The organism is Haloarcula laminariae (genome assembly GCF_025457605.1).
Classification (GTDB): Archaea; Halobacteriota; Halobacteria; order Halobacteriales; family Haloarculaceae; genus Haloarcula; species Haloarcula laminariae.
In genome coordinates this window covers 1523776-1547917 of record NZ_JAMZFY010000001.1, presented here as the reverse complement: position 1 = coordinate 1547917, position 24142 = coordinate 1523776, and the positions used below count along the sequence as shown (strand labels likewise).

The 24142-nt window shown below is 65.5% G+C and carries 25 protein-coding genes; 9 read left to right on the top strand and 16 right to left on the bottom strand.

Going from position 1 to position 24142, the window contains the following annotated elements:
- Positions 1–53 precede the first annotated feature (53 nt).
- Entirely contained in the window at positions 54–1226 is a 1173-nt protein-coding gene (locus NJQ98_RS07910) for a Cdc6/Cdc18 family protein (RefSeq protein ID WP_262177617.1), read from the top strand.
- On the opposite strand, the gene NJQ98_RS07905 is transcribed toward NJQ98_RS07910, so the two are convergent.
- Together NJQ98_RS07905 and pyk are read right to left on the bottom strand one after the other, a co-directional pair.
- The gene (locus tag NJQ98_RS07905) at positions 1223–2194 is read right to left on the bottom strand and encodes an ROK family protein (RefSeq protein ID WP_262177616.1); all 972 of its coding nucleotides are present in this window, start codon (positions 2192–2194) and stop codon (positions 1223–1225) included. The two genes, NJQ98_RS07910 and NJQ98_RS07905, sit on opposite strands and share 4 nt — an antisense overlap.
- A 50-nt stretch (positions 2195–2244) precedes the next feature.
- A complete protein-coding gene (gene pyk, locus NJQ98_RS07900) occupies positions 2245–3999 on the bottom strand; it encodes a pyruvate kinase (RefSeq protein ID WP_262177615.1) in 1755 nt (584 codons plus the stop codon).
- Between the two features lie 1597 nt (positions 4000–5596).
- On the opposite strand from pyk, the gene NJQ98_RS07895 reads away from it, so the two are divergent.
- The 3 genes from NJQ98_RS07895 (at position 5597) to NJQ98_RS07885 (ending at position 7642) form a co-directional block, all read left to right on the top strand.
- Complete coding sequence (locus NJQ98_RS07895) at positions 5597–5998, top strand: DUF5805 domain-containing protein (RefSeq protein ID WP_262177613.1); 402 nt, start codon at positions 5597–5599, stop codon at positions 5996–5998.
- Positions 5995–7032 carry a tyrosine-type recombinase/integrase gene (locus tag NJQ98_RS07890; RefSeq protein ID WP_262177611.1) on the top strand — a complete coding sequence of 346 codons (1038 nt, stop codon included), beginning with the start codon at positions 5995–5997 and terminating at the stop codon, positions 7030–7032. Before NJQ98_RS07895 ends, NJQ98_RS07890 begins: the two co-directional genes overlap by 4 nt.
- Before the next feature lie 373 nt (positions 7033–7405).
- Complete coding sequence (locus tag NJQ98_RS07885; RefSeq protein WP_262177609.1) at positions 7406–7642, top strand: hypothetical protein; 237 nt, start codon at positions 7406–7408, stop codon at positions 7640–7642.
- 100 nt (positions 7643–7742) lie between these two features.
- Here NJQ98_RS07885 and NJQ98_RS07880 read toward each other — a convergent pair whose 3' ends face one another.
- Both NJQ98_RS07880 and NJQ98_RS07875 read right to left on the bottom strand, forming a co-directional pair.
- Positions 7743–8264 carry a phosphopantetheine adenylyltransferase gene (locus NJQ98_RS07880; protein WP_262177607.1) on the bottom strand — a complete coding sequence of 174 codons (522 nt, stop codon included), beginning with the start codon at positions 8262–8264 and terminating at the stop codon, positions 7743–7745.
- Positions 8265–8856: 592 nt separating this feature from the next.
- The gene (locus tag NJQ98_RS07875; protein ID WP_262177606.1) at positions 8857–9483 is read right to left on the bottom strand and encodes a DUF7344 domain-containing protein; all 627 of its coding nucleotides are present in this window, start codon (positions 9481–9483) and stop codon (positions 8857–8859) included.
- Between the two features lie 873 nt (positions 9484–10356).
- Between NJQ98_RS07875 and NJQ98_RS07870 the strand changes: the two genes are divergently transcribed.
- Positions 10357–10638, top strand: coding sequence for an ArsR family transcriptional regulator (locus tag NJQ98_RS07870; RefSeq protein ID WP_262177605.1), 282 nt, complete (start codon positions 10357–10359; stop codon positions 10636–10638).
- Between the two features lie 87 nt (positions 10639–10725).
- Here NJQ98_RS07870 and NJQ98_RS07865 read toward each other — a convergent pair whose 3' ends face one another.
- Complete coding sequence (locus NJQ98_RS07865) at positions 10726–11589, bottom strand: formyl transferase (RefSeq protein WP_262178775.1); 864 nt, start codon at positions 11587–11589, stop codon at positions 10726–10728.
- Between the two features lie 169 nt (positions 11590–11758).
- Positions 11759–12307 (bottom strand): acyltransferase, encoded by a 549-nt coding sequence (locus NJQ98_RS07860; RefSeq protein WP_262178773.1) that lies wholly within the window; start codon positions 12305–12307, stop codon positions 11759–11761.
- 257 nt (positions 12308–12564) lie between these two features.
- Here NJQ98_RS07860 and NJQ98_RS07855 point away from each other — a divergent pair, with 257 nt between their 5' ends.
- Entirely contained in the window at positions 12565–13503 is a 939-nt protein-coding gene (locus tag NJQ98_RS07855; RefSeq protein WP_262177604.1) for a polysaccharide deacetylase family protein, read from the top strand.
- 28 nt (positions 13504–13531) lie between these two features.
- Here NJQ98_RS07855 and aglF read toward each other — a convergent pair whose 3' ends face one another.
- The 4 genes from aglF to NJQ98_RS07835 all read right to left on the bottom strand — a co-directional run bounded on the left by aglF (position 13532) and on the right by NJQ98_RS07835 (position 16211).
- A complete protein-coding gene (gene aglF / locus NJQ98_RS07850) occupies positions 13532–14323 on the bottom strand; it encodes a UTP--glucose-1-phosphate uridylyltransferase AglF (protein ID WP_262177602.1) in 792 nt (263 codons plus the stop codon).
- Between the two features lie 62 nt (positions 14324–14385).
- Positions 14386–15258 carry a 3-keto-5-aminohexanoate cleavage protein gene (locus NJQ98_RS07845; protein ID WP_262177601.1) on the bottom strand — a complete coding sequence of 291 codons (873 nt, stop codon included), beginning with the start codon at positions 15256–15258 and terminating at the stop codon, positions 14386–14388.
- A 57-nt stretch (positions 15259–15315) separates the two neighbouring features.
- Positions 15316–15516 carry a hypothetical protein gene (locus NJQ98_RS07840; protein ID WP_262177599.1) on the bottom strand — a complete coding sequence of 67 codons (201 nt, stop codon included), beginning with the start codon at positions 15514–15516 and terminating at the stop codon, positions 15316–15318.
- Positions 15517–15518: 2 nt separating this feature from the next.
- On the bottom strand, positions 15519–16211 hold the full coding sequence (locus NJQ98_RS07835) for a hypothetical protein (RefSeq protein ID WP_262177597.1): 693 nt from the start codon (positions 16209–16211) through the stop codon (positions 15519–15521).
- 335 nt (positions 16212–16546) lie between these two features.
- Here NJQ98_RS07835 and NJQ98_RS07830 point away from each other — a divergent pair, with 335 nt between their 5' ends.
- Together NJQ98_RS07830 and NJQ98_RS07825 are read left to right on the top strand one after the other, a co-directional pair.
- On the top strand, positions 16547–17638 hold the full coding sequence (locus NJQ98_RS07830; protein WP_262177596.1) for a Gfo/Idh/MocA family protein: 1092 nt from the start codon (positions 16547–16549) through the stop codon (positions 17636–17638).
- Positions 17639–17795: 157 nt separating this feature from the next.
- Positions 17796–18107, top strand: a complete 312-nt coding sequence (locus NJQ98_RS07825) for a hypothetical protein (RefSeq protein ID WP_262177595.1) — start codon at positions 17796–17798, stop codon at positions 18105–18107.
- Positions 18108–18315: 208 nt separating this feature from the next.
- On the opposite strand, the gene NJQ98_RS07820 is transcribed toward NJQ98_RS07825, so the two are convergent.
- Complete coding sequence (locus NJQ98_RS07820) at positions 18316–18642, bottom strand: DUF7344 domain-containing protein (protein ID WP_262177594.1); 327 nt, start codon at positions 18640–18642, stop codon at positions 18316–18318.
- Positions 18643–19043: 401 nt separating this feature from the next.
- Between NJQ98_RS07820 and NJQ98_RS07815 the strand changes: the two genes are divergently transcribed.
- Positions 19044–19574: an HTH domain-containing protein gene (locus NJQ98_RS07815; RefSeq protein WP_262177592.1), complete on the top strand. Its 531-nt coding sequence runs from the start codon at positions 19044–19046 to the stop codon at positions 19572–19574.
- Positions 19575–19651: 77 nt separating this feature from the next.
- Here NJQ98_RS07815 and NJQ98_RS07810 read toward each other — a convergent pair whose 3' ends face one another.
- The 5 genes from NJQ98_RS07810 to NJQ98_RS07790 form a co-directional block, all read right to left on the bottom strand.
- The gene (locus NJQ98_RS07810; RefSeq protein WP_262177591.1) at positions 19652–20008 is read right to left on the bottom strand and encodes a DUF5658 family protein; all 357 of its coding nucleotides are present in this window, start codon (positions 20006–20008) and stop codon (positions 19652–19654) included.
- Positions 20009–20092: 84 nt separating this feature from the next.
- The gene (locus NJQ98_RS07805) at positions 20093–20428 is read right to left on the bottom strand and encodes a HalOD1 output domain-containing protein (protein WP_262177589.1); all 336 of its coding nucleotides are present in this window, start codon (positions 20426–20428) and stop codon (positions 20093–20095) included.
- A 693-nt stretch (positions 20429–21121) separates the two neighbouring features.
- Positions 21122–21646: a DUF7344 domain-containing protein gene (locus NJQ98_RS07800; protein WP_262177588.1), complete on the bottom strand. Its 525-nt coding sequence runs from the start codon at positions 21644–21646 to the stop codon at positions 21122–21124.
- Between the two features lie 305 nt (positions 21647–21951).
- Entirely contained in the window at positions 21952–22848 is an 897-nt protein-coding gene (locus NJQ98_RS07795) for a phosphoribosyltransferase HisG-related protein (protein WP_262177587.1), read from the bottom strand.
- 107 nt (positions 22849–22955) lie between these two features.
- Entirely contained in the window at positions 22956–24110 is a 1155-nt protein-coding gene (locus tag NJQ98_RS07790) for a coiled-coil domain-containing protein (RefSeq protein WP_262177584.1), read from the bottom strand.
- Positions 24111–24142: the final 32 nt, after the last annotated feature.

The window sequence follows — 24142 nt, the reverse complement described above, 5'->3', positions numbered from 1 at the left end:
CATCGAACTTTCATTTTTGTACGAACCCCGTAGCCCGAAAGCTCTGTAGCACAATGGACATAGAAGACAGAATCAAGCGACGCCAGCAACACGACGGCGAGCCGCGCTTGGTTCAGGACTACGAGCCGCTGTCGCCGGTGACACACATCGACGAGCCGGCCGACAGGGGTCCGCTGCTCGAGCGGTTGCTCGACCATCTGGACCCGGTTTTCGACGGGAAGCTGCCAGCCAACGCGTATCTGTACGGGCCCAGCGGGGTCGGGAAGAGCGCCGTGGTTACGGCGCTTTTCAGACAGCTCGACCAGCTCCCGACCGAGACGCGGACGATAATCCACACGACGACGCGTGCACAGTCGCTGGCCTCGCCCTCGTTCGTCTATCTGGACACCAGACAGACCACGAGCGAGTTCGCCTTCTATCACGCGGTCCTCGACGCGCTCGTCAAGGAGACGGTCCCCGAACACGGCATCGGGACGGACACGCTGCGGGCGCGTCTCCACGAGGAACTGGACGGGTCCCGCACCGGCGTCGTCGTCGCCGTCGACCACGTCAACGAACCCCGGAGCGCCTCCGATAGCGACCTCGTCGACCTGTTTGCCGGCCTGCCGAGCAACGTGAGCTGGCTGGCCATCGGCCGGGGACGACCCTCCGAGACCGAGCTGTCCGAATACACCGCCGAGTCCATCCGCGTCGATCCGTACAAACAGCAGATGCTCGTCGACGTGTTGATGACGCGGGCCTCCATCGGCCTCTCCCAGCAGGCGATAGACCACGACCTCGCCAACGACATCGCCGCGTGGGCCGACGGGAACGCACACGACGCCCTGGCCGCGCTGTTCATCGCGACCCACTACGCCGAGCACGCCGGTAAGTCCTCGCTCACCGGCGAGGACATCGCGGCGGCGTTCAAGGAGATACCGAGACCCTGCGTGTCGCTCGGCATCGTCCTCGCGTTGCCCGCGAACAGGCAGGCGGTCCTGCGGGAACTCGTCGACCTCGAAGCGGAGGACCGGTCCTCCGTCACGGCGACTACCGCCGCGATCGGGGGCGCAGAGAACGTCGACCTGTCGCCGGGCACCGTCAAGCGGTTCCTGTACGAGATGGCCGAGGCAGGGGTCGTCGAGCGCGTGCAGGCGACGACACAGGGCGGGCAGGGTAGACCGCCCAGCCGCGTCGAGCCGAGATTCCCGCCGACGGTGTTCCGGCGGCTCTACGACCTCGGCTAGCGGGCCGCCGACTTGTCGCCGGTCCCGCCGGTCAGCGCCGAAGCCAGCGCCCCGCGAACCACGACGTCGTCACCGTGTTTCGTCAACTGGATGTCCGGGATGTTCGACATCACCATGTCGTCGAGGCGCTCCCGAATCGGGTCCATGATCTGGTCGGGGTTGTTGATGGCGACGGCGCCGCCGATGGAGATGACAAGCGGCGCGTAGGCGTGGACGATGTTGGCGACGCCGATAGCGTTCCAGTGGGAAATCTGGTCCAGGACGTGGGTCGCGAACTCGTCCTCGCCGGCGTACTCGAAGACGTCCGCCGCGGTAAAGCCCTCCGTGTCGATAGGGAGGGCGGTTTCGACGGGGTCCTCGCGGTGGAGCTGTGTCGCGTAGTGTGGGATGTTTTCGCCCGAACAGTACGCCTCCCAGTGGCCGTCGTGGCCACAGCCACAGGTCATGAAGCCATGTGGGTCGATCGTGAGATGCCCGACCTCGCCTGCGTTGCCGTCCCAGCCGCGTAAGACCTTCCCGTCGACGGCGACGCCGGCGCCGATACCCGAGGAGATGGTGAGATACGCCATGTCGTCGGGGTTCCGGTCGGCGTAGTAGCGCTCGCCGATGACCCCGGCGTTGGCGTCGTTGTGGAGGTAGACCCGCTCCGTGTCGAAAAGGTTCTCGACGGGCCCGACGAGCGGGATGCGGTCGATAGAGTCGGGGAGGTTCGCGGGGTTCTCGACGGCCCCGCCGGCCAGGTCAAGCGGGCCGAAAGAAGCGATGCCGGACGCGACGACCTCCGACGGCGCGACGCCGGCGGCCTCGCACGCGCCCCTGAGGGCGTCGAGGACGGCTTCGGTCACGTCGATACCTGTCGGCCCGCGCGGGGTATCGCGCTTGTGGGAAGCGACGATTGACCCGTCAGCGTCGCCGATGACAGCCCTGATATGCGTCGCACCGAGGTCGACCCCAGCGTATGCGCCCATTTGGTCAGACGGTGGCCCTTTGAGTACTTAACTGCACAGATTCGTGGTAATTATCGGTCCGGGAGCTGTTCGCGGGTCGTGGATTCCTCGTAGACGACGCCGCGCTCGGCATCGAGGGTGAGGATGTCGTCGTCCTCGGCGTCCGGCAGCGCCGCGTCGGAGATCATCGGTATCGACAGCTCGCGGGCCACGATTGCGGCGTAGCTCGTGATACCCTCGTGGGCATCCACGATGCCGCCGATACGCTCGGTGTCGCCGGAGAACTCACCGTCGAACCCCTCGGGCACGACGAGCAGTGCGCCGTCCGGCGCGTCGGTAATGTCGCCGTCCCCGACGTGATAGACTGGGCCGGTCACGAGCCCCTCGACGACGGACCGCCCGCTGGCGACCGTCTCGGCGGCGACGTGGACCTTCAGCATGTTCGCGGTGTTCATCCCCTCCAGTTCGGTCATCATCCCCGAGAGGACGACGACGGTGTCGCCGCCGTCCGCGGCGTCGGTATCGAGGGCGGCCTGGACAGCGCTTTGAATAACGGCGTCCGCGCCGTCGTTCGTGTACTCGGTCGTGACGGGGATGATGCCCCAGGAGAGCGCGAGCTTGCGACGGACCCGCTCGCTGGGCGTCGAGGCGACGATAGGTATCGACGGGCGGTACTTCGCGGCCTTCAGCGCCGTGTACCCCGACTCCGAGGCGGCGACGACGGCGTCGGCCTCGATGTCGCGCGCGAGGAACCGCGCCGAGCGGGCCAGCGCGTCGGTCCGTGTGTTTCCGGCCTTGGGAATGCGCTGTTCCCGCGACTCGGCGTACTCCTCGCTGCTCTCGACGTCGCGGACGATGCGGTCCATCGTCTCGACGACGCGGGTGGGGTGGTCACCGATAGCCGTCTCGCCCGACAGCATCACGGCGTCGGTACCGTCCAGCACGGCGTTGGCCACGTCGGAGGCCTCCGCGCGCGTGGGTCGACGGGAGTGAACCATCGAGTCGAGCATCTCCGTCGCCGTGATGACCGGGACGCCGGCCTGGTGGCACTTCCGGATGACGCGCTTCTGGATTATCGGCACGTCTTCGAGTGGCATCTCGACGCCGAGGTCGCCCCGAGCGACCATGATGCCGTAGGCGGCGTCGATAATCGAATCGATGTTCTCGACGGCGCCCGCGCGCTCTATCTTCGCGATGATAGGGATGTCGACACCCTTCTCCTCCAGAGCCTCGTTTATCTCGTAGATAGCGTCGCCGTCACGGACGAACGAGGCGGCGACGAAATCGGGCTCTTTCTCTGCGGCGACCTCGATTTCCCGCCGGTCGTTTTCGGTGATGGTCGACAGGTCGAGGTCGACACCGGGGACGTTGACGCCTTTCCTGGACGCGAGCTCGCCGCCGTTCTCGACGTGGGCGACGACCGTCTCGCCGTCGACGCTCTCGACGGTAGTCTCGATACGGCCGTCGTCGAGCAACACGCGGTCGCCCGGCTTCGCACTGCTGATGGACTGTGAGAGACCGACTTCCTCCGGGGTCGCGTCCGTCCCGACGACAAAGCGGACCGTCGAACCGGCGGTCAGCTCGATTGGTTCCTCGATGGGAGCGGTCCGGACCTCTGGCCCGGGCATGTCGAGCATCGAGGCGACCGGCGTGTCGACCCGTTCGTCGACTTCCTTGATGCGGTCTATCATCGTCCGCCGGTGCTCGGCCGACCCGTGGCTCGCGTTGAGCCGGGCGACGGACATCCCCGCCCGTGCTAGCGACTCTATCTGTTCGACGGACTCACTGGCGGGACCGAGCGTACAGACGATTTTCGCGCTACGCATCGACGGTTCCCCCTACAGAAGTCAAGTGAAACGTCGGTAGTTGAGTCATACTCCCCCGTACCGAGCCAGGGGATAAGAAGCTTATCAGACACCCCAGTGGACCGTCTCGACTAACGGGACAGCCTCTCCGTCGTCCCGTTGCCGCGGTGTCGCTCGCGTGTGCGGTCATATATGGTATCGCTTCCACGACGATATCGGTTCCACGTGTGATGCCCCCGTTCGAGGTAGCACGTCCCCTGTCACCGCTCGGGCGAGTCGTCCTGGACGGTATCGACCGAAACCCGTAGCGTCGGAGTCCACCTGCGACCTTCCGGCCGATAGGGGAGTTCGGGAGCTTCTTGCCCGGCGGTGAGAGTCAGAGCATGGTCTCGTTGAAGGTTACCAGGCCGGCTATGGCCTGTCATCGTCACCCTGCGGGTACAAATCTAGCCACGTCGCTCACGGGTCCGAACCGCACCGATATCGTACATCATCCGGCCATCTTCGATATAGCGATATATGATTTACGAGTCGTCAGTCGGACAGGGGACCAATCGAATTAATGACAATTACCCCATGAATCTGGCCTCAACGTCGATTGCACGAGCCACGAGAGCATGGCCGTCATCTACGAGCATGCGACGCTGACTCATTCGAATGAGAAGGCCATCTTTCCGGAGCCAGATAACAACGACCCACGTGACGTACAGCGCGTATACCTGGCCGTAAAACCTCAGCCTGCCTCCCGACGGGAAATATCGAGATAGTGGGGCAGTACAGATATCAACCGTACGACCAGGTGTGACCAATCAGCTGAGCACGTGCGAACGGACGGCAGGCTGTGCGGCCTCGAATACGCCGTGACGGGATACAGCGGATTATACCGACAAACGTCGGTCGCAGTATCGGTAGTCCAGTGATTGACCCCGGCATGCCTGCAGTCGAAGGTACCAGCAGCGGACGATATGTGCGCCTCCAGTAGCCTATCAGGCCTGCATACGCCCGCTTGTTCACTGGCCTGCTTTCCGCCTGTGACGATGCACACCCCGTGTGACTGTCGAATCAGCGTACTCTCCACCCGAGGACAAGGTCGGTTACAGGCCACCGTCGAGCCACACGATGATGTATCTGATTCAGTTACGCGAGGCACTCACCGGTCGGCTCCTCTAGGACGACGAGAGATCAAAGGCACCAGGGCCGCAATTCCGACCGACCTCACCGCGAATCAGCGGTCGTGACAGCTGGCCCATTCAATCGAGACTCCCGGAGTGCATTCGGTAACGCTGGGGCCAGTGACTCTGGGCTCGCAGGAAGCAGTCGGTCCACAGTAGTAGAAAATCCCATACTTCTCCCCAACACCTCAAGGCGGGGAGGAACACCGTAGCTGTAGCCTCTGTAGGTGACTGTCGATAGCCCTCGTGAAGAAAGATAAGCTGCACCTGTAAGGACATAATATATCTGTGTATCTATACTCAGAGAGAGTGGCAGCAAAAATTCTGGGTTTGTATTTGTGATGGTATTAACTATCCACCGCCACTGTAGCCGTGCTTGCACAGATAAGTGTCTTTATGCGGTTGTATGGAACCAGATTGAAGTAGCCCCGGGGAGAAGCCAGCCCATGGGAGATGACAGTGACGAGCGCACCTCGGTGCGGACCTACGTTCCGAGATACCAGAAGGAACGGTGGCAGTCCCACGCCGAAAGGCTCGATATGAGCCAGAGCGAGTTCGTCCGGACGATGGTTCAGGCCGGCCGGAGCGGATTCGAACCCGACGATCCGAATTCGGCGAACGCCGAAGCTGAGGAACCCCGTTCTCCGGACGCTGACCCTGGGGGTAACGAGCTCGAAACACGTGTCGTCGAGGCCCTCTCCGATGGGGACCATTACGACTGGGACGAGCTGGTCGCGGCCCTCACCGACGACATCGAGCAACGCCTCGACGAGACGCTTCAGGAGTTGCAGTCGGACGGTCGGGTGAGATACAGCGGTCGCCACGGGGGGTACGTGCTCGACGAATGAGTTCCGAGACCACGGCCCCCGAACCCGAAGACGACCCCATCGGCTACTTTCTCGACGACGTCACCTACCACGGGAAAAGCGAGCGGACGCGGGAGTTCTACGAGCGGGTGTTGCGGGGCTTCGAAGCGTTTCTGGCCGAGAGCGACCGTTCGGTTCCGGTCGCAGCGGCCTCACACCGGGACTGTATGGCCTACGTACACGGCCTCAGAGGCGACCACAGCGAGAGCACCGTGGCGACGTACGCCTCCTACCTCCACCGGTTTTTCGCCTACATGACGCAGGTCGGGACGTTCGACTCCAACCCGATGACCCTGGTGATGGAGGAGATGGACGAGTCAATCAACACGGACCCGACGCGGCGTGAGATCGGCATCGAGGGGATGCGGGCGTTCGTCGGGGACATCGGTCACCCCTTGACCCGAGCAGTGATTCTGACGCTACTGAAGACGGGGATGCGAGCGGGCGAGCTCTGCAATCTGGACCTCAGAGACCTGAATCTGGCCGAACCGGGACCGAGCCCCGAGGTGCCTGTTCGCGCCGCCCTCGACGGGCGGCCGGACTCGCTGTACGTCGCTGCTGAACCGAGCCGCGGTGCGGTGACTAACGGCGAGAAACGCACCGCCTCGAACAAGCGGAAACGGGACACGACGATTCCGGTCGATGCCGAACTCGCCCGGACGCTGCGGCGCTGGCTGGCGATTCGGCCGGACGTCCGTTCCGACGCGGAGCCGCTGTTCGTCTCCACGAGCGGTGACTGGGGACAGCGACTCACGCCCGACATGGTCCACCACCTCGTCGAGGGACACGCACGCGACCACGGCTGGTACCGCGACGGCGGCGGGACCGAGGAGAACGTCACGCCCCACTACTTCCGGCACTTCTTCACGACCCACCTCCGGGACCGAACGGGCGACCGCGGGGTCGTCAAGTATCTGCGGGGCGACGTGGCACAGGACGTCATCGACACGTACACCCACGAGTGGGGCAGCAGAGTCCGGGAGAGTTACGAGAATCACATTTATTCACTGCTGTGAAGTACGTTTCTATAGACATTTCTCGCGGCTGAGAGTGAACGCATAAACCACATACTGCTATACAGAACTGGCGGCATCGAGTACGCTAACTCAGGGTCCGAGTTGCGAACTCACAACACAGGAGTTCGGTTGTACCCACCGCTGACTCGCTAACGGCCCGATTTCTGCGGATGCTTCGCCGTGCGGTGCTGGTCAGTGCGAAACAACGGTTAGCCCCGGGTAAACAACGAGTGTAGAATCTCTAGTCAGGGTATACTCCGGGTTTGTCGCTGTATAGTTATGTTCCCCCGCTTCTTGGGCGTCATGTCATGGTTGATCAAACCGTACACAGCCGGTGGACCCGGCGAACTGCAACACGTAGGTGGGGCGACCGATGAGCAGCGACGTACCAGCCGACAGCGACAAATCGTCACACGAGCACTTACAGGACATCTTCCTGGCGGTGACCGGCACCGACGTCTGCGTCGAGACACAGGAGCAAGACACCGAATCGGGTCGGGACGTGGCCCCGGCCGAGGCCTCCACGGCCGAGTACGTCTCGACGATGGTACAGGACGACGGGCTCTCGGAGACGCTCGCCGAGCCGAGCGGCGAGAGCACACACGAGTGACCGGCTGAGTCCGCGCCGGGGGAGCCTCCTGCCGCAGCGGTGCAGGAGGAAGCTGTCCCGCCGATGACTTTTTCCACCACGGTCGCTACTGCTGTTCGTTTCAGTCGTCGGTCTCGAGTAGTCGGCCCTGGGCGTTTATCTCACCGTTTCGGATGCGAGTGCTACTTATGCGGAGTCCGTCCTCGGCGACCACGAACGGCGAGGTGTGTATCTCGAGCGGTTGGTACCCGCGCTGGAGGCGCTCGTCGTTCAGCTCGTGGGCGCGTTGCTGGGCTTTCCCCTCCGGCGCGACGACGAGGGCGTCAGCGTCCTCCCGCGTGGCGGCAGGGCCGAACGTGTCCGTTATCTTGACTATCTCCCACGTCGCTGGGTAAGCGTCGGAGATACGCTCCAGCGTGTTTCCGAGCGTCTCCGCTCGGTCCGTGTACGAGCCCAGCTGGTCCGCGTGTGAGGGGTCGCTTCGCGTCTCGCGGGCCAGTGATTCGGCCGTCAGACCGACTATGACGTGTCCGTCCCCCTGACCGTCGTGACTCGCGGTCTGGAACGCGCTGTGGAGCAACGCGCGATGACCGTTGTGAATCGGGGTGAACGTGCCACCGAGGATGGCGATACGTGCTGACATACTACCCGGTAGAGTAGGGACGCTGGTATACGTGTGGGCCTGGGCAGGAGCTACCGACGGGACAGCGCGAATAAGCCGTTTATAGTCATAGAGAGCGGCCCGTGACGTGTGACTGTCGCGACCCGAGGCATCTCCTGGTCCTGCGTCCCTCGGCCCCTGTCGCGACAACCGACACCTTCCCTTCTGTCGACGACGCTCCGGACCACCGGAGGCCGACCCTGGAGTCGAGCACGCCGGCCTGCCGTGGCCCAGGCGGCGTCGTGGTCCCGATACGCTACAGACAGGCCCGCAGGAAGTCCGTATACGCCCGTTTAGCTGCGGCCAATTAGGGCTGTCTGGGTGGTCTAAAGCGTAGGAACAGGGTTACAATACAGATGTCGTCCCTCTCTTCAGTTGCCGACGCGCGCCGGTGACGGCGGCTGTCGGCCATCCCAACCCGGAACGGTTCACCATCCACGCGTGTCCGACACAGCGGGGCGCAGTTGGCCGGTCGTCGCGCCTACCCGTCCGACTCGCGGCCGACGGCGGGCCACCGCTCCGACCCACCCCCTTTCGCTCTCGTCGTTTCGGACAGACCGGCGCGCTCGCCGAGTCAGTCTTCCTCGCGGGTTTCAGTGACCCAGTGACACGCCGAGCAAAACGCGAACGTCGCGATGACGAGCCCGAGCAGCCCCGCCGCGAGCCCCGAGGTGAGACCGACCCCAAAGGAGAGCCCGACGATTGCGACGCCGACAGCCGAGATAGCGCCGTAGTACCGATGCCACTGCACGCTCTCGTCTTCGGTCGGGCGGTCAAGATACTCGGTCAGACAGTCCGCCTGCGGGGCCAGCGCTACGTGGCCGCGGTCCTGGTTGAAGTCGACGACCCCCATGTCGTCCATCTTCGGGAGGTGGCACTGGTAGAGACCGACGTAGACCCGTTTTCGCTGGCTGGACGTGAGCTGCTCGGTCGTCGTGTCGTTCTCGATGGCGGCGACGTGCTCGGCCAGTTCGCCGAGCGAGACCCGCTCTTCTGCCTCCCGGTCCCTCAGATAGTGAATTACCTCGCGCCGCCGGCTGTTCTTGAGTATCTCGAAGACGAGGTCCAAGGAAAGCGGCTCCGGCTCGGGCTCAGTGACCTCCTCGCCCTGTTGCGCTGTACCATCGGGTCCCTCGTTCTGGCTGTCGGTTCGAGTCGGTTGGTCGGCATTGGAGTGTGCGGATTGGTCCTGGGTACTCATTGTATGGTCCTCCGTAGCTCGGAATCCGGACGGTACGTAGTCCTCGCAACGGGTTTGGCTCCTTGCACCCCCGATATCTTGCAAGATCTGTGGGCTGTCCGAACCCCAAGCGTCTGACAGAACAGTCAATCGTCCCACACTTAATACTTTGTTTTGACATATATCTTATGTGTACTGGCCAACTAGCATCCAGTACGGTCGGGAACAGACGCGGTGTATCTCGGTTACGCTTCCCGACGCCGTCGGTCGGTAGCGGAAGATAACCCGGAGCCCCGACGACGCTTTACCGGTGCGGGAACGCCGTCACGGTGTGTCGGGTCGGGACCGCTCGAACATCGCCCACGGCCTGTCGGGAGATAAAGCGTTGGGAGGATTATATATCGCTTGCAGAGAGAAAGGGCGTGTTTCGTCGGATGCGGGCGCTAACGGCTCAGTTTCACCCCAGCTGGGTCCCGATTCGTCTCACCGGAGATACCCACTCTGTATCCGGTATATGTGATACGTAACAAAGGTGGGGCCACGTGTGTGTCCCCCAACAGTGGCTTCGAGACGGGGACATCCGCAACCGCATGGAGAAACGCACGGCACAGAGCACGGGCGAGTCCGTCAGCGAGCAGTCGGCCGCCGCGGAGGCTGGTGTCCGGACGGACCCGGACTGCCGTGGACGGGTCCGTGTGACACTGTACCGAGAGTGCGTCGCCGAGCGACGCCGGAGTACCAGACGATGACACGCGCGCGCCGACGGCGGCTCGGCCGACCGAGCGGCGCACCGAGGCCCCACCGAACCCATATGGTTACAGACAACCGCGCCCGACCAAGCGGCGGCATCGAACACGACTGTGAACGCGCCCCGTCCACGGAGGGGAGACGACGATGAGCGAGCCCGACCCGTGGGACGACATCAGCTACGTCATCAGCTCGCGGTACCGAATCGCGACGCTCCGGCGCCTCTCGGACGGCCCGGCGACGCCGTCGCTCATCGCGGACGAGACGGAGCTCAGCATCGCCCACGTCTCGCGGGCGCTCCAGGAGCTTCGCGACACGGACCTCGTGACGCTGCTCGTCTCGGAGAACCGACGCAAGGGCCGGGTGTACGGCATCACCGACGAGGGCCTCGAAGTGTGGGAGACAATCGAGGCCGAGAACATGCTGTAGCCGCTGCTCGGTGGGTTCCTCGTTCGGTCGTCCGACTGACGGCCGCGCCGCTCGCGACGCTGTTTTCAGACCGCTGTGGAACCCTTTTCAGTGGCGACCATCGGGCTGTGGGACCGCTATCCGGCCCGTCTCGTCGTCGATGTCCCCCACCGCGGTCCGTCCGAAGATATCGCCGTAGTTCGTCGCGGTGAGATACACCCGCCGCCCGCCCAGTTCCGTGTAGGCCGGTTCGAACGGCGGGAAGTCGAGCGCGCGTATCTTATCGTACACCGCCAGCTGCGTCGCCTCGTCGTCGTCGGCCAGCCGCTCGACCGGAATCGCCTTGGACACGTCGAGACGCTCCCCGGTGTCGCCGTAGCGCTCGCCGTTGTACGCCGACTGGGGGGTCGCGACCCGGCGGACCGCTCCGTCGCGGAGCGTCGTGAGCTGTTCGCGGAACAGCTCCACGGAGGCGTCACAGACGCGGTCGTACAGCGTCCGCGCCGTGTCGGACTCCGCGATGGGGACGAACCTGCGGGCGACGATGTCGCCGGTCTCGACCTCCGGCGCCATCACGTGCAGCGTGGTCCCGTACCGCCAGTGGTCGTCCGCCCGGGCGTTCATGATTGCATGCGAGAAAGCGTACTGCCCTCGATACCGGGGCAGTTCGGCCTGGTGGAGGTTCAGCGGGGCGACGTTCGGGTGGGCCAGCAACTCGGCGTCGAGAACGTCGGGATAGTAGACGCTGACGAGGTAGTCCACGTCGTAGTCGAGCACCGCCCGCACCGAGTCCCGTGTGACGACCCGGTGGCCCATCCGCTCGGCGCGGTCGTACAGGCAGCCGTCCCACCAGGTGTCCTCGCCGGGCCCGTACGTCACGACCAACTCGACGGAGAAGGCGTCGTGGCTGGTCAGTTGGTCCAGACAGCGCTCGCCGAGAGGATGGCTCCCCAGGAATGCGACCGACGGCATGGTCACCGTTTCCCGAACGGCCCCGGTAGTTATAGAGCGCCTGTCGGGGTGGCCGCCGCCCCGTCGATGGGGTCGGTATCGGGCCTTCCCCGGTATCGCGGCCGGGCCGCCGCAAGCGGGCCCCCGTCACCCCTGATAACCGGTCCCGACCCTCGGCTCCGGGGTCACCTCACCGAGGGACGTTGCCGGCGGTCAGGTGCTCCGGTAGCGGCCGGTGTTTCGCCGGCGCTCCCACCGCGAGTGTCGACGGTGGTACGTCCTCGGTGACGACCGCCCCCGCGGCGACGAAGGCGCGTTCACCGACGGTCACGCCCGGCAACACGGTGGCGTTCGCACCGACGGTGGCGTCGTCTTCGAGTGTCGGCCCCGCGGGGTCGACCCCCTGGCGGAGCGGGTACGGGTCGTTCGTCAGGACGGCCCGGGGCCCGACGAACACCCGGTCGCCGATGGTCGTCTCCGACGGGACGTACGCCCCGGTCTGTAGGTCCACCTCGTCACCGAGGTCGCTCCGTCCGTCGACGACGACCTGGGCGCCGACGGCGCAGTCGTGGCCGACGGTCGTCTGCGGTCTGAGGACGGCGTGGTGGCCGGTCTGCAGCCGGTTCCCGGCGACGACGTCGGGATAGATCACCGACCCCGCCCGGACTACCGAGTCGGCGCCGATTCTGACTGGCGACTGGCCGCTCTCGGGCGGGAGGATGTCGGCCGACTCCGCGATTCGACAGCCGTCACCAAGTTGTCACTTACTCATCGGTAGGCCCCCCTCGCCGCGTGTTCACCGTCACTGACCCGCTCTGGCTCTGATTCGTACCGGTCATCTGGACTCAGTCCGAGATTTCTACCAGTTCAGGGCTTTGTTATACTGTTCCTGTCGTCAGCGGGACCGGACGGCGGCGTCGTAGCGGGGTGCTACCCCGGCGGTCGGGATTCCACCCCGCGGCATAACTTAGACGGGGCGGGGTCAGTCGGGAACAAATGGGAGCAGTCGTCATCTCTATCGACGCGGCGCTCGGCTGGCGGTTTCACGAGAACCCCGCCCCACAGCGGCCGACCGAACGCATCGCCCGCTCCCGGTGGGGGTGGGAACAGATGGCCGAGACACTCGAGTCGTACGACATCCCGGCGACGTGGGCGGTCGTGGGCCACCTATTCGAAACGGACTGTGCCGGCGCTCACGTCGGCCACCCCTCGCCGCCGGGGTGGTTCGCCCACGAGCGCGGCGAGGAGCCGATGGACGAACAGTACCGGTACGCGCCGGGGCTACTCGACGACCTGGTCGGGAGCGACCTCGACCACGACATCGGGATACACAGCTACTCGCACGCGGCGTTCGACGACGACGCGACCGAAGCCCTCGCGCGCGCGGAGTGTGACCGCGCTATCGAGGCCGCCGAGGCGGCCGGCGTCGACGTGGCCTCCTTTGTCTTCCCCCACAACCGGGTGGGGCACCGGGAGATACTCGCCGAGGCGGGCTTTCGCTGCTACCGGGGGGCCCGGCCCGAGGCCACCGCGGACAGCCCGTACCCGGCGCCGCTCCGCAGGCTCGCCCGGGCGACGGTGGTTCGGGACCCGCCGCCGCTCGTCGAGCCGGAGAGAGACGAGTACGGCCTCGTGAACGTCCCCCCTTCGCTGTCCCTGTTCGGCTCGACGGGGCCGACCCAGCGGCTCCTCGCCGCGACGGTCGGCGACCCGACCGTCAAGCGGGCCAAACTCGGCGTCGACGCGGCCGCTGCGGGGGAGGGGCTCTGTCACCTCTGGCTTCGCCCGAGCGAGCTCACGACCGAGGCCGACCTCGCCCGGTTCCGGACCGTCTGTGCCCACATCGACAGCGTGCGGGCAGAGACGGACCTCACCGTGGAGACGATGCGGTCGGTGGCGGACCGCGTGGCCGTACCGGACGCCACCGCGGCGTGAGCGGAGCCGCGGGCGAGAAGAGACGCGGTTACTCCGAGGACGGGACGGACGCGACGTCTTCCTCGGCGTCGTTCGACTGCTCGCCGGCCTCGACCTGGGCCTCGTCGGCCTCGTCCCGGAGCCGCTGTTCGGCCTCGTCGCGGTCCTCGGGGTAGCCGATGTCGTTGCGCCAGCCGTCCATGCGGATGGCGTCGATGGTCCGGCCCGAGTGCAACAGGAGGTCGATGGCGTCGCTGATCTCGTACTCGTCGCGGTTGGAGGGCTGGACGAGCTGGCAGGCGTGGAAAATGGCAGGAGTGAACGTGTAGAAGCCGGTCATCACGAGGTTCGAGGGCGGGTCCTCGGGCTTCTCGATGACCTCCGTTATCTCGCCGTACTTGTTCGTGTCACAAACGCCGTAGCGGGACGCTTCCTCCCACGGCACTTCCTCGACGAGGAAGGCGGCGTCGGCGCGTTCCTCCCGCTGGCGGTTGACCACGTCGGGGAGGTTCGCCTGGAAGATGTTGTCCCCCAGCATCAGCATGAAGTCGTCGTCGATGTGCTCCTCGACGGTCAGCAGGGCGTGGGCCAGCCCCTTCTGCTCGCGCTGGTGGGTGTAGGTTATCGGCACGCCCCGGTACTCGTCCTCGTAGTAGTTGATGATGTTCTGTTTCTTGTACCCCACGACGACGTACAGCTCGTCGGCGCCCAGCTCGATGAGCTGGTCGAAACAGTGTGTGAGTATCGGTTTCCCGTCCACTTCGACCATCCCTTTCGGCTTGTCGTCGGTGAGTGGGCGGAGTCGAGTCCCCTGTCCGGCCGCGAGTATTACTGCGTCCATCGTATCCGGAGGGCAACCCCCGCAGGCAAAGGTATACACAGCCTTCGCCGGCTACGGGGCGTCTACGCCTCGACGTCGGTGTCCTCGGTGAGCGCCGCCGGGACGGCGAGCCGACGGCGAGCGCTCTCGACGGACGCCAGCGAACGGAGCGAACGCTGTGCCAGCTGTGCCATCGTCCGGACGAGCTGGGCGTTGCGCTCGACCGGGGTGTCCGGGTCGAAAAAGAGGTTGTCCGCCATGCCGACCATCGGGTGGGCGCCCATGAAGAAGGCCATCGCCGTCAGCGGGTACTGGTTGGGGCCGGTCGCGCGGACGAAGCAGTGGGCCGACTCGGGCACCGAATCGAGGAGCGCGAGCAGACTCAGGGGCGACCCGACAGCCCCCGAGGGGGCGCCCAGCTGGAGCGTGACCACGGGCGGGTCGGGCAGCAACGACTCCTGGCACAGACGGGCGAGTTCGTGGGAGTCGGCGCCGCCAGTCACCAGCAGGTTCGGGGTGATGCCGCGGTCGAGCGCCGCCTCGACGAGCCGCTCCGTGTCGCGGCGGCTCGTCTCCGCGACCGACCGATAGCCCGACTGCGTCGGCCCCAGCCGGACGGTGACGAGGTCGGGGGCCGGCGCCGCGTCCAGCGCGTCGAGGAAGTCGCCCAGCGGCGCGTCCGGCCCCGCCGCGTATTCGAGCAGCACGTCGTGCCCACACAGCTCCCTGACCGCGCGCCCGAACGCGGGCAGCCGCGCCGGGTCGGGGGCCCCGTCGCCGTCGCGTCCGTGGAGGTGGGCGACGGTCGCCCCGAGCGCCACCGACTCGTACACCTGTGTCGCGACGGACTCGGGTTCGACCGGGAGGGCGTCGTTCACGTCCGTCGAGTGTCGATAGCCGGTCGGAGCGACGCCGAGCGTTACCTCGTCGCCGCGCATGTACTCGCTGTAGGTCATCTGGGGGCCGACGCGTGGCCTGAGCAGAGGCGGGTCGCGGGGTTAGTTATCGTCGGCTTACTGCGTCAAATCGACGAGCGAGTCCTCGGTCGCGACGATAAAGGCCTCCTCCAGCAGGTGGGACTCCTCTGCCGGCAGAAAGACGAACTGGTCTTTCGTCTCCGACTGGATGACAGTCAGCTCCTCCAGTTCGTAGCCGAGGTTCTCGTGTGGGTCCGGGTCCTCGGGGACCTCCTCCCACTCTGTTTTCGTGACCATCGTTAGCCCTGTGCCACGGTGATATCCGCGTCGCCGTCGATTTCGATGCGCTCCAGGTCGCCGCTGTAGAAAAAGGAGTCCACGCCGTCGCGGACGTGGCCGCTGACGTGTCCCTCGCCGATGTCGCCGGACAGCCACAGCGGCTCGTCGCTCCCGACGACGGTGTGGCCCTCGTCGAGCGTGAGGTCGCCGCCGACCGCGAACTCGTAGTCGGCGCCCGCCTCGCTGCCGGTGCCGTCTATCTCGATACGGTTCGGACGCGACGGGCTGTCGGTGGCCCCGCCGCGGATGGCGATGTTCTCGATGCGGACCGTCCCCGTGGTCGCCACCAGCGGCAGGCTGGCTCCGGATTCGGGGTCCGTTGGGCGGTTGAGCGTGACGCCGTCGGGGGCGCCGACGAGCGCCGCGTCGGCGTACTCGCCGCCCAGCCCGTCGCCACTGAAGTCGTACTCGCCGGCCGGAACGTACACCGTCGTCCCGTCGGCGAAGAACTCCTCGAGGTACGGCCCGATCAGGTCGCCGTCGCTGAGGCCTTCGGCCCCGAGGTCGACGGTGTTCTCGGCGCCGAGCGCGCCGCCGGTCGACGCCGTTCCGACCGCAACCATCGTGCCGGTGACGCTGACAGTTCGCATGAATCGCCGCCGGCTGGTATGCTGTGCTTTCCCGCCCGTCGCGTTCCGGTAATTGTCTGCCATACCGGTCAGGATATTCCTACCGGAAAAGGAGTTCTGACCACCTTGTCAGTAAGGAGTACCTAGTAATTGGGAGTTACTCCGGTATCGGACACCAGCTACGTACCAACCACACATTCTATAGATGGGTTCCGGCGAAAATTTAACGCTGGACGGGGGAGGCGGATAAAATGTCCACTCGGACTAGTGTATCTTACACTGTCATTTTTTCACCGGGGAACGGTCGCCCACAGGCCGTTTTCGGCCGGCATTCGAACGTCACAGCCGTTCGATAACAGCGCCTTACCGCCGACGTAGCGCGGGTATAACAATATATTCAGACACGGGGTGATGGGACGATGACACTGGAAACCGCGGTCGTCGGCAGCGTGGGGGCCGACTCCCATCTCGCAGGGGTCCAAGAGTGCCCGGCTACGGAACTCGTCGCCGTCTGTGACGGGGACGAGGCACGAGCCAGAGAGAAGGCAACCGAGTACGACGCCAACGCCTACGCCGACTTCGAGGGGCTGTTGGCCCGCGAGTCACCGGAGTGGATACACCTCTGTACGCCGGTCGGCACACACCTCGAACTGGCCCGGATGGCCATCGAGGACGGCATCCCCGTTCTGATAGCGGCCCCGGTAACCGATACCGTCGCCAATGCGGCGGAGCTGGAACGGCTCGTGGCGGAGTACGACGCCACCGTGTCGGTCGCCCACGACCGGAACTTCACGCCGGCCGTTCGGAGCGCCCGGGACCACATCGAAGACGGTGCTGTCGGCGAAGTGCGTTCCGTCGACCTGCTGTACGCCTGCGAGACGTGGCCCGACGGCGCTGACCGCGGGGCGGGCGCCTTCGAGCTCCCCGGCGGCGAGTTCGAGGCGGGGCTCGCGCACCCGATTTACACGGTCTTGAACCTCGGTGGCTTCCCGTCTCACCCCGACTCGATACAGTCGAGCGCGTCGCTCCTGGACGGCGACCAGGTGTTCGGGTACGACAGCGCCCAGTTCCAGTACACCACCGACGACGGTGTGCTCTGTAGCGGAACGGTGGTGGCGAGTGATGTCTCCCATAGGGTCATCCAGGTCCACGGCGACCGGGGAAGCATCGAAATCGACGTCGATTCCCAGTCGGTGACAGTCCGCGGCCGCGACGAGCAGGCGACGAAGACCCGCGCGCTGGACACGGTCGGCCACGTTCTGAATCAGATACGGGGGGCAGCCGGGAGCCTCACCGCGGACGCTGACCCCGACCGAGACGACGACCAGGCCGCCCCGGCCCCTCACCGCCACCAGTTCGCCGAGGAGGCACGCGCGATACAGCGGGACGAGCCGCCGGCGGTACCGGTCGACGAGGGGACGTGGACGCTGCGTATCATCGAGGCCATCCGTGCGAGTTCGAGGGCGGTCCCCGACGAACAGACGGTCCCGCTGCAGACGGACAGCGCGTAAGCGGGCGGCTACCGTCGTTGAGCGGATATAACAATACCACGCTCTTCTGAAGCCAGTCAGTACCGAGTCGGGCGCCAGTCCGACACACACCTATGGACGCTACGACACGCAAACTCGCGAGCACGACCCTCGTCGCACTGATCGCCTATGGGCTGTTGTGGACGCCGGTTGGGTTGGGGGCCGGGGAGCCGCATCCGGCCGCCATCGCTCCCGGGATGTCGAGTCAGACCGGCGCCGGGAACACGCCGACCACGCCGTCGACACCGACATCCACAGCTTCCCCGACATCGACGCCAACGTCGACATCCACGCCGACGTCGACACCGACGCCGACGTCAACGCCGACACCCACAACCGCCACGACAACGACGCCACCAGCGCAGACGACAACGCCGACAGCCACCCCGACGGCGGAACCGTCGGACGCCTCCGGTGCATCCGAGTCGGCGACCCCGAGCGACGGCGGTGACGACAGCTCGAACAGCACGGAGTTGGGGAGCGACTCGACCAGGGAGAGCGGCGCGACGATGATGGCGCTGGTTCTCCTCGCCGGGGCCGTGGTGCTGGTCGTCCGAACGCTCTGAGCGTCGCAGGTACGCTGCGGGCACACGGACGGGACCACGTCGCCGGCAAGAGCTGTTTCCGGTGCTGGCACGTCGTCTCGTCGGGGACGACAGCTACTCGACCGTCTCCAGCAGCTGTTCGACCGCTCTGGACCCCGTGTACTCGACGACGTGACAGCCGGGGTCGTACGCCACGAGACCGGCGGCATCGAGTTTCGGCAGGTGGACGTGATGGAGACACAGACGGACGCTGCGGGCGGGCTGAGCGTCGGCTCCCTGTTCGGCCTGTGTGACCGCGGTCGCAAGCGACTCCAGCGAGTGGACGGCCGTGCCGGACGCAGCGAGCAGTTCGAGCACCGTCCGCCTGCGTTTCGAGGCCAGTAGCTCTAGCCGTTCGGTCAGCGACACCTCGGCCTCGGAGTTTTCGTCGTTAGCTACCATAACACACAGTCCGAGTGGTGGGGGCAAGCATTACCGGGATGCTCCAGGGAGACACCGATAGTTATGCTGGCCTTTCGGGTAGCTGCACAGTCAGCAGGCACCGCTCAGTGGGGCCCCAAAGCAGTGTCGAAGGGCTTACCGGAGCTAACCACGGAGTAACAATGAGACCTGGGTCTGTTGGTCGATTCGCGGGGAGAGCAACCATCCGCACGTACTGGCCACCGGTCCATCCCTTGCCAACTCACCCACCCCACCCCCACCGAGGCCACACACGACGGCGGCCGTCGTCGTCCGGTCTGCGTTGGCGCTCTCCCCCAATTTACCGTTTATTCGGGTAATGCCTCTATTCGGCGAGAACGACCTGTCCCGTTTATCACTGCTGTCGAGCCTTCGCTATACCGATGCACACAGACGACGCTACCGACCCGACGCTCGACGCAGTGGTGCCCCCGACAGACAGCGACCTCCGGGTGACCGTTTTCGTCCACTCGGTCGGGCCCGCCCCGAACAAGCCGTCACAGGACCGGCTCGTGGCGGCGCTCAGGTCGCTCGCCGACCGCGACGTACTCGACGACGTAGACCTGCTCGTCTGGGGGAGCAGCATCTGTCCGAGCAGCCCGCTCACCGACCTCGGCAGCGGGCGTCGTATCCTCGATGCGGTCACCGAGTTTTACGACCTCACGGCCGACAGTGACCTCTCGATAGCGCCGTTTTTCAGCGTCTCGACGGTGACGACGGCGTACGGGGACGAAGCGTTCGAGCGAATCGTCCCCCCGTCCAGGGCCGTCGCGGTCTACGAGGGGTCCGAGCTGGCGGCCGTCTTCCCCTGTCTCGTCGACGGTACCGCGTACACGCCCGAAGACCTGGTCGCGCACCTGCGAGGGCAGCGAACGGCCGCCGCGGGGCCGGCCATGGTCGACGAATCGGCCTGAATGCGCTTCCGACTGCGGGAGACGACGTGTCACCGACTGGTGAAGCCGGGCTCGGCGTCCTGTAGAGCTCGGCGGCGTCACCCACAGCCGCCGGCGTGTCGCGCGATGAGTATCCCGTTGTGCCAGACCGCAAGCAGCTGTGGGGTGAAAAAGGCCACCAGCGCCGCCCGACGGAACAGCGGCCGTACCACCCGATAGACGCCGACCAGTACGGCCAGCGCGGCCAGTTTCAGTGCGACGAGTCCGGCGCCCCCGGCGACATCGAGGAAGGCCCTGGCCACGGGGTTCGCCTCGGTGAAACACAGCGATAGCCCGGTGAGGGTCAACAGCACGTCGCCGGCGGCCGCCGCGAGCACGAGGCTCCAGAGCAGGTGGTCACACCGGAGCGACGAGTCGGCGACGTACACTGCGTCCTCGCTGAACGTCCGTGACACACCAGGCCGGAGGCCGGGCGTGGTATTGGTAAACGAGTGGATAACACGGAATCACGTCGGTGTGCCCGCTACCGGGGCAGCCGGTCACTCCGGCGGCGTAATCTCGACGCGGCGGTCCCCGGTGACGACGACCTCGAACCCGTCGAGCTGCATCGTCACGCGGAGCTGGTCCGTCCCGGACTTGACGAGCCGGTCCAGCGCGTCGGGGTCGACCGAGTGGTACAGCGGTTCGAGCTCCGTCGGCTCGCAGTGTCGGATGGTCGCCAGCGCTTCCGTCACCGCGAGGCTGGCTGATGCCACCTCGAACGTCCCGACGTACGTGTCCGTGTTCGGGTTGTACGTCGGCCCGTCGTCGGTTACACACGCGCGCCCGTCGAAGCGGTCACCGGCGAACGTGTCTCTCGGGTCTAACCCACCCATCTTGTATTACCGTGAACATAAATTTACCCGGATATAAGCTTTCCGCTGTTTCGGACCGACCGACTCCCCGCCACGGGACGCCTCGTACAGAGCTTTCGAGACCGGCAAACGGCCCCACGTTGGCAGCAAACCGTCGGCACCGCACGTCACGCGGTAGCTGACCCCAGTTACCGGTCGACCCACGACTGTAACAAGTTCAACATGACAGAGGACACACGCAGTCTCGAACCACCGACGAGCCGTCCGGCGCCGGTCGCGCTCGCAGCAAAATCGGGGGTCCGACTGGGCAGCCAAAGCACCGGTCGCACCGACGACACTGTCCGCCGGGTCGAGTGGGAGTGGCCCTCCTCGGTGGCCGTTATCCTCCGTATACTGTCCGCTCCACGGAGCTACGGCCGTCTATCGGGCGGTAGACGGTTTCCCCGGAGGCGACGGTCGCCGCCGCGGTATAATGGACATTCCCGCGACTATGAACTCAATTACTAACCACTCTCACGGTGAGCGTTTCTGTGATGCCAGAACACATCACTGAGAGCGAGCTCGAGCGGATGACGGAGTTTGCGAACACGCCGACGTATCTGCGGACGCCCGAGCAACTGTTGCCCGAGGACGACGACTGACACGGTCGGCTCAAGTGTGAACTGTTCGATACCCCGGACGCCGAAGCGGCCGGAACCGCCGTAGCTGGGAGCGTCACTCGCGGAACTCCGACGGGGGTGATTGCTGGCGCCACTCGTACACCACGTGGACCGTCGTCAGGACCACGAACGCCCCGATGATTCCGATTGCGAGGGCTATCTGCGGGATTGCCAGGCCGGCGACCGACGCCACGACCAGCAGCGAACTCACCACCGCCAGCCCGAAGTAGTAGAGATACCAGGCCGGCTCTGACCCCTGCTCGCCCAGCAGCGGGTCTATCTCGCTCGCTTTCGCGGCGATAGAGACGTCCCCCGACTCCTCGTCGTAGTTGACGAGCCCCGAGTCTGCGAGTTTCGGGAGATGCGTCTGATACAGCGAGACGTAGACGCGCTTGCGCTGCTGGGTCGACAGCTCCTCGACGGTCGTATCGTTCTCCCAGGCAGCGACGTGCTCCGCCAGGTCGGTCAGCTGGATCGGGTTCGGTTCCGTCCGCAGGAAATAGAGCACGTACCGTCTCCGGGGGCTACTGAGTATGTCGAAGATGCGATCGCGTGTGAGTTCGGTGTTGTTTTGATCCATCGCATACGCCGCTGTGGTTACTAGTCGAGCGGTTCCTCGGCCGTTGATGACCGCGCTACGGACAAACCGAGCGCCGGATACCCATTTGTTACAGCGTCGTTACCCGACAGACGGCAGGAATTACTGGCGGGGCAGAGTGTCAAAAACGGGTGTATTCGACCCGACGGACATCGGTGGCCCGCCGAGCGTTCTGGCCCCGGCCGACGACTGGATTCAAGCGCCGCTCGGCCACGACGGAACGGCCGGCGCCATTACTGCACGACAGGGGCCACTTACCAGTCCATGCAGACTGAACAGCCGCAGTGTCAGGGCGACTGGAGCGTCGACAGCTCGGGTTCGTCGAACAGCTCCGCGACGCCCTCGGTCGCCGGGGTCCGCTCGGAGCTGTTCTCCAGCAGGACGGTCTCGCTGGGGAAGAGCCGGTCGCCCAGTACGAGGTCGTGGTCCCGCGCGGTCGAGCCGGTGACCGTCAGGTAGACGCCGAGCCCGGTGTCGGCGATAGCCGCTTCCTCCTCCTGACCGTTCTCGGGGTAGGTAAACGAGATGTCGTCCAGGACGGCCGTCCCGAGGATGGCCTCGATGAGCCGCTCGTAGCGGGGCGAGATACAGAGCTCGCCCGCGTAGTGCCGGACGAACTCGCGGTCGAGCGGCCGGTCCTGGCTGTCGGCGACGGCCGGCGTCGCCAGCAGCGTGTGGTACACCGTATCGCCGAGGCCGGTCACCACCCGAACGTCGGTGTCGAGCGGGTCGATGCGGTCGTTTATCTCGTCGATAGTCCGCAGCGGGTCGTCCTGTAGCTGGACGACCTCCTCCAGGACGAGGTCGGCGCTGTCAAAGCCCAGGGCGAACTCGTGGGTCCGCAACGCCCGGAACGGCTCCTCCCGGCCGATGAGCTGGACGTCACCGCGGTCGGTCGGGACGGTGACGCTGTCGAAGACGACCCGCCGTGGCATCCCGTCGCGGTCGTCCCGCAGGAGCGTGAACTCGGGTCGGGTCGGGTCGGACAGCTCGGAGTAGTCGGCGAGTCTATCGTAGACGTGGTCGTCGGCGGCCTGGTTCCCCTTGGTCAGGTCCTTCTCGTACCGGAGCGTCGAGATAATCTCGTCGGCCAGTTCCGTCGTCCCGGTTCTGGCGGCGAGCCGTTCCAGCACGGCTTCGAGGGGGCGACCTTTGCGGGGGACGGCCACTCTGGTCGTCGTCATTGTCCTACTCAATCGCTGGCGCGGATAAAACGGGTTCGGTTATGCCACAGCCGTCGGGAACAGTCCTCGCAGGGGCGGCGACACCGCTCGACCTGGACGAGCCGGTGTCAGTTGCTGCCGCCGATGACCGACGAGAGCTGCTCGCGCCACTCCTTGAGCTGGACTATCTCCTCTTCCAGCTCGGAGACGCGGTCGGCCAGCTCTCCCTCTCCCATCTCCTCCCGGACGCTCTCGATTTCCCCCTCCAGGTCGTCGAGTTCGCCCTCGATGGTGTCGACGGTTCCCTCGACGTCTTCGAGGCCGTCCTCCAGCGAGTCGACCTCGTTGCCCAGGGAGTTTATCTCGTCAGTGGCGGCTTCCGCGGCCGACTTCGTGCTGCTGATTTCCTCCTCGAAGCGGTCGAGCTCCGACTCGAAGGCGTCGAGTCGGTCGTCGAACTCCCCGATTACCTCGTCGCCGGTGCCGTTCTCCTCCAGGAACGTCTCCAGCGCGTCCGTGTACGCGCGGAGGTCGGCGATGTCGTTCTGGATGCGGTTGATTCGGGCCGTGTTCACGCCGTCGGCCTGGTCGCTGTCCTCGGAGACGGCGTCGAGGGCCCGCTTGAGGAGTTTCACGTCCTGTGCGGAGACGTTGTTCTGACGTATCTCGTCGGCCATCGCCGCGACCACCTTGCCGGTCGACGACTCGGACTCGCTCTCACTCTCGCCGTCGGTCTCCCCGTCGCCGTCCGCGCTTTCGGCCGCCGCGGTTCCCTCGTTGTTGGGGTCTTTCAGGTTCAGCGTCTCGATGTCCTCGTCGTCCTCGTCTTCGAGGCCGGGGACGCTGTCGGACTCGCCCGAGATAACGTCCTTGACAGCGTCGTTGTCGCCGCCGACGAGGTCCGTCTCGTCCTCGTCGAGCGGCGGGACGATGCTCTCTATGGTCGGCGACGTGAGGAACTTCTCGACGTCGTCGGTCCCCGTCGCCCGGATACCGTACACCGTCGTGTATTCGCTTTCGGCCTCGATCTCCTTCTTGAACGTTATCCGGTCGTCGTTGATGTCCCAGAACTCCGAGCCGTACTCGGGGTGAAAGCCCAGGTCCTCGACGGCCACGTCGTCCGGGACGGTGTCGACGAGCCGGAGCGTGACTGGCTCGGAGCGTCGGGACTCGACGTTGAACGCGATAGCGGGAACGGGGAACTCGTCGGCTTCGAATCGCTTGGTGACGGTGACCCCATCCGAGGCGACGGTAATCGCCTCATACGCTTGCGAATCACTCATGTATGGTACTCCATACTCCTCGGATAATAAAG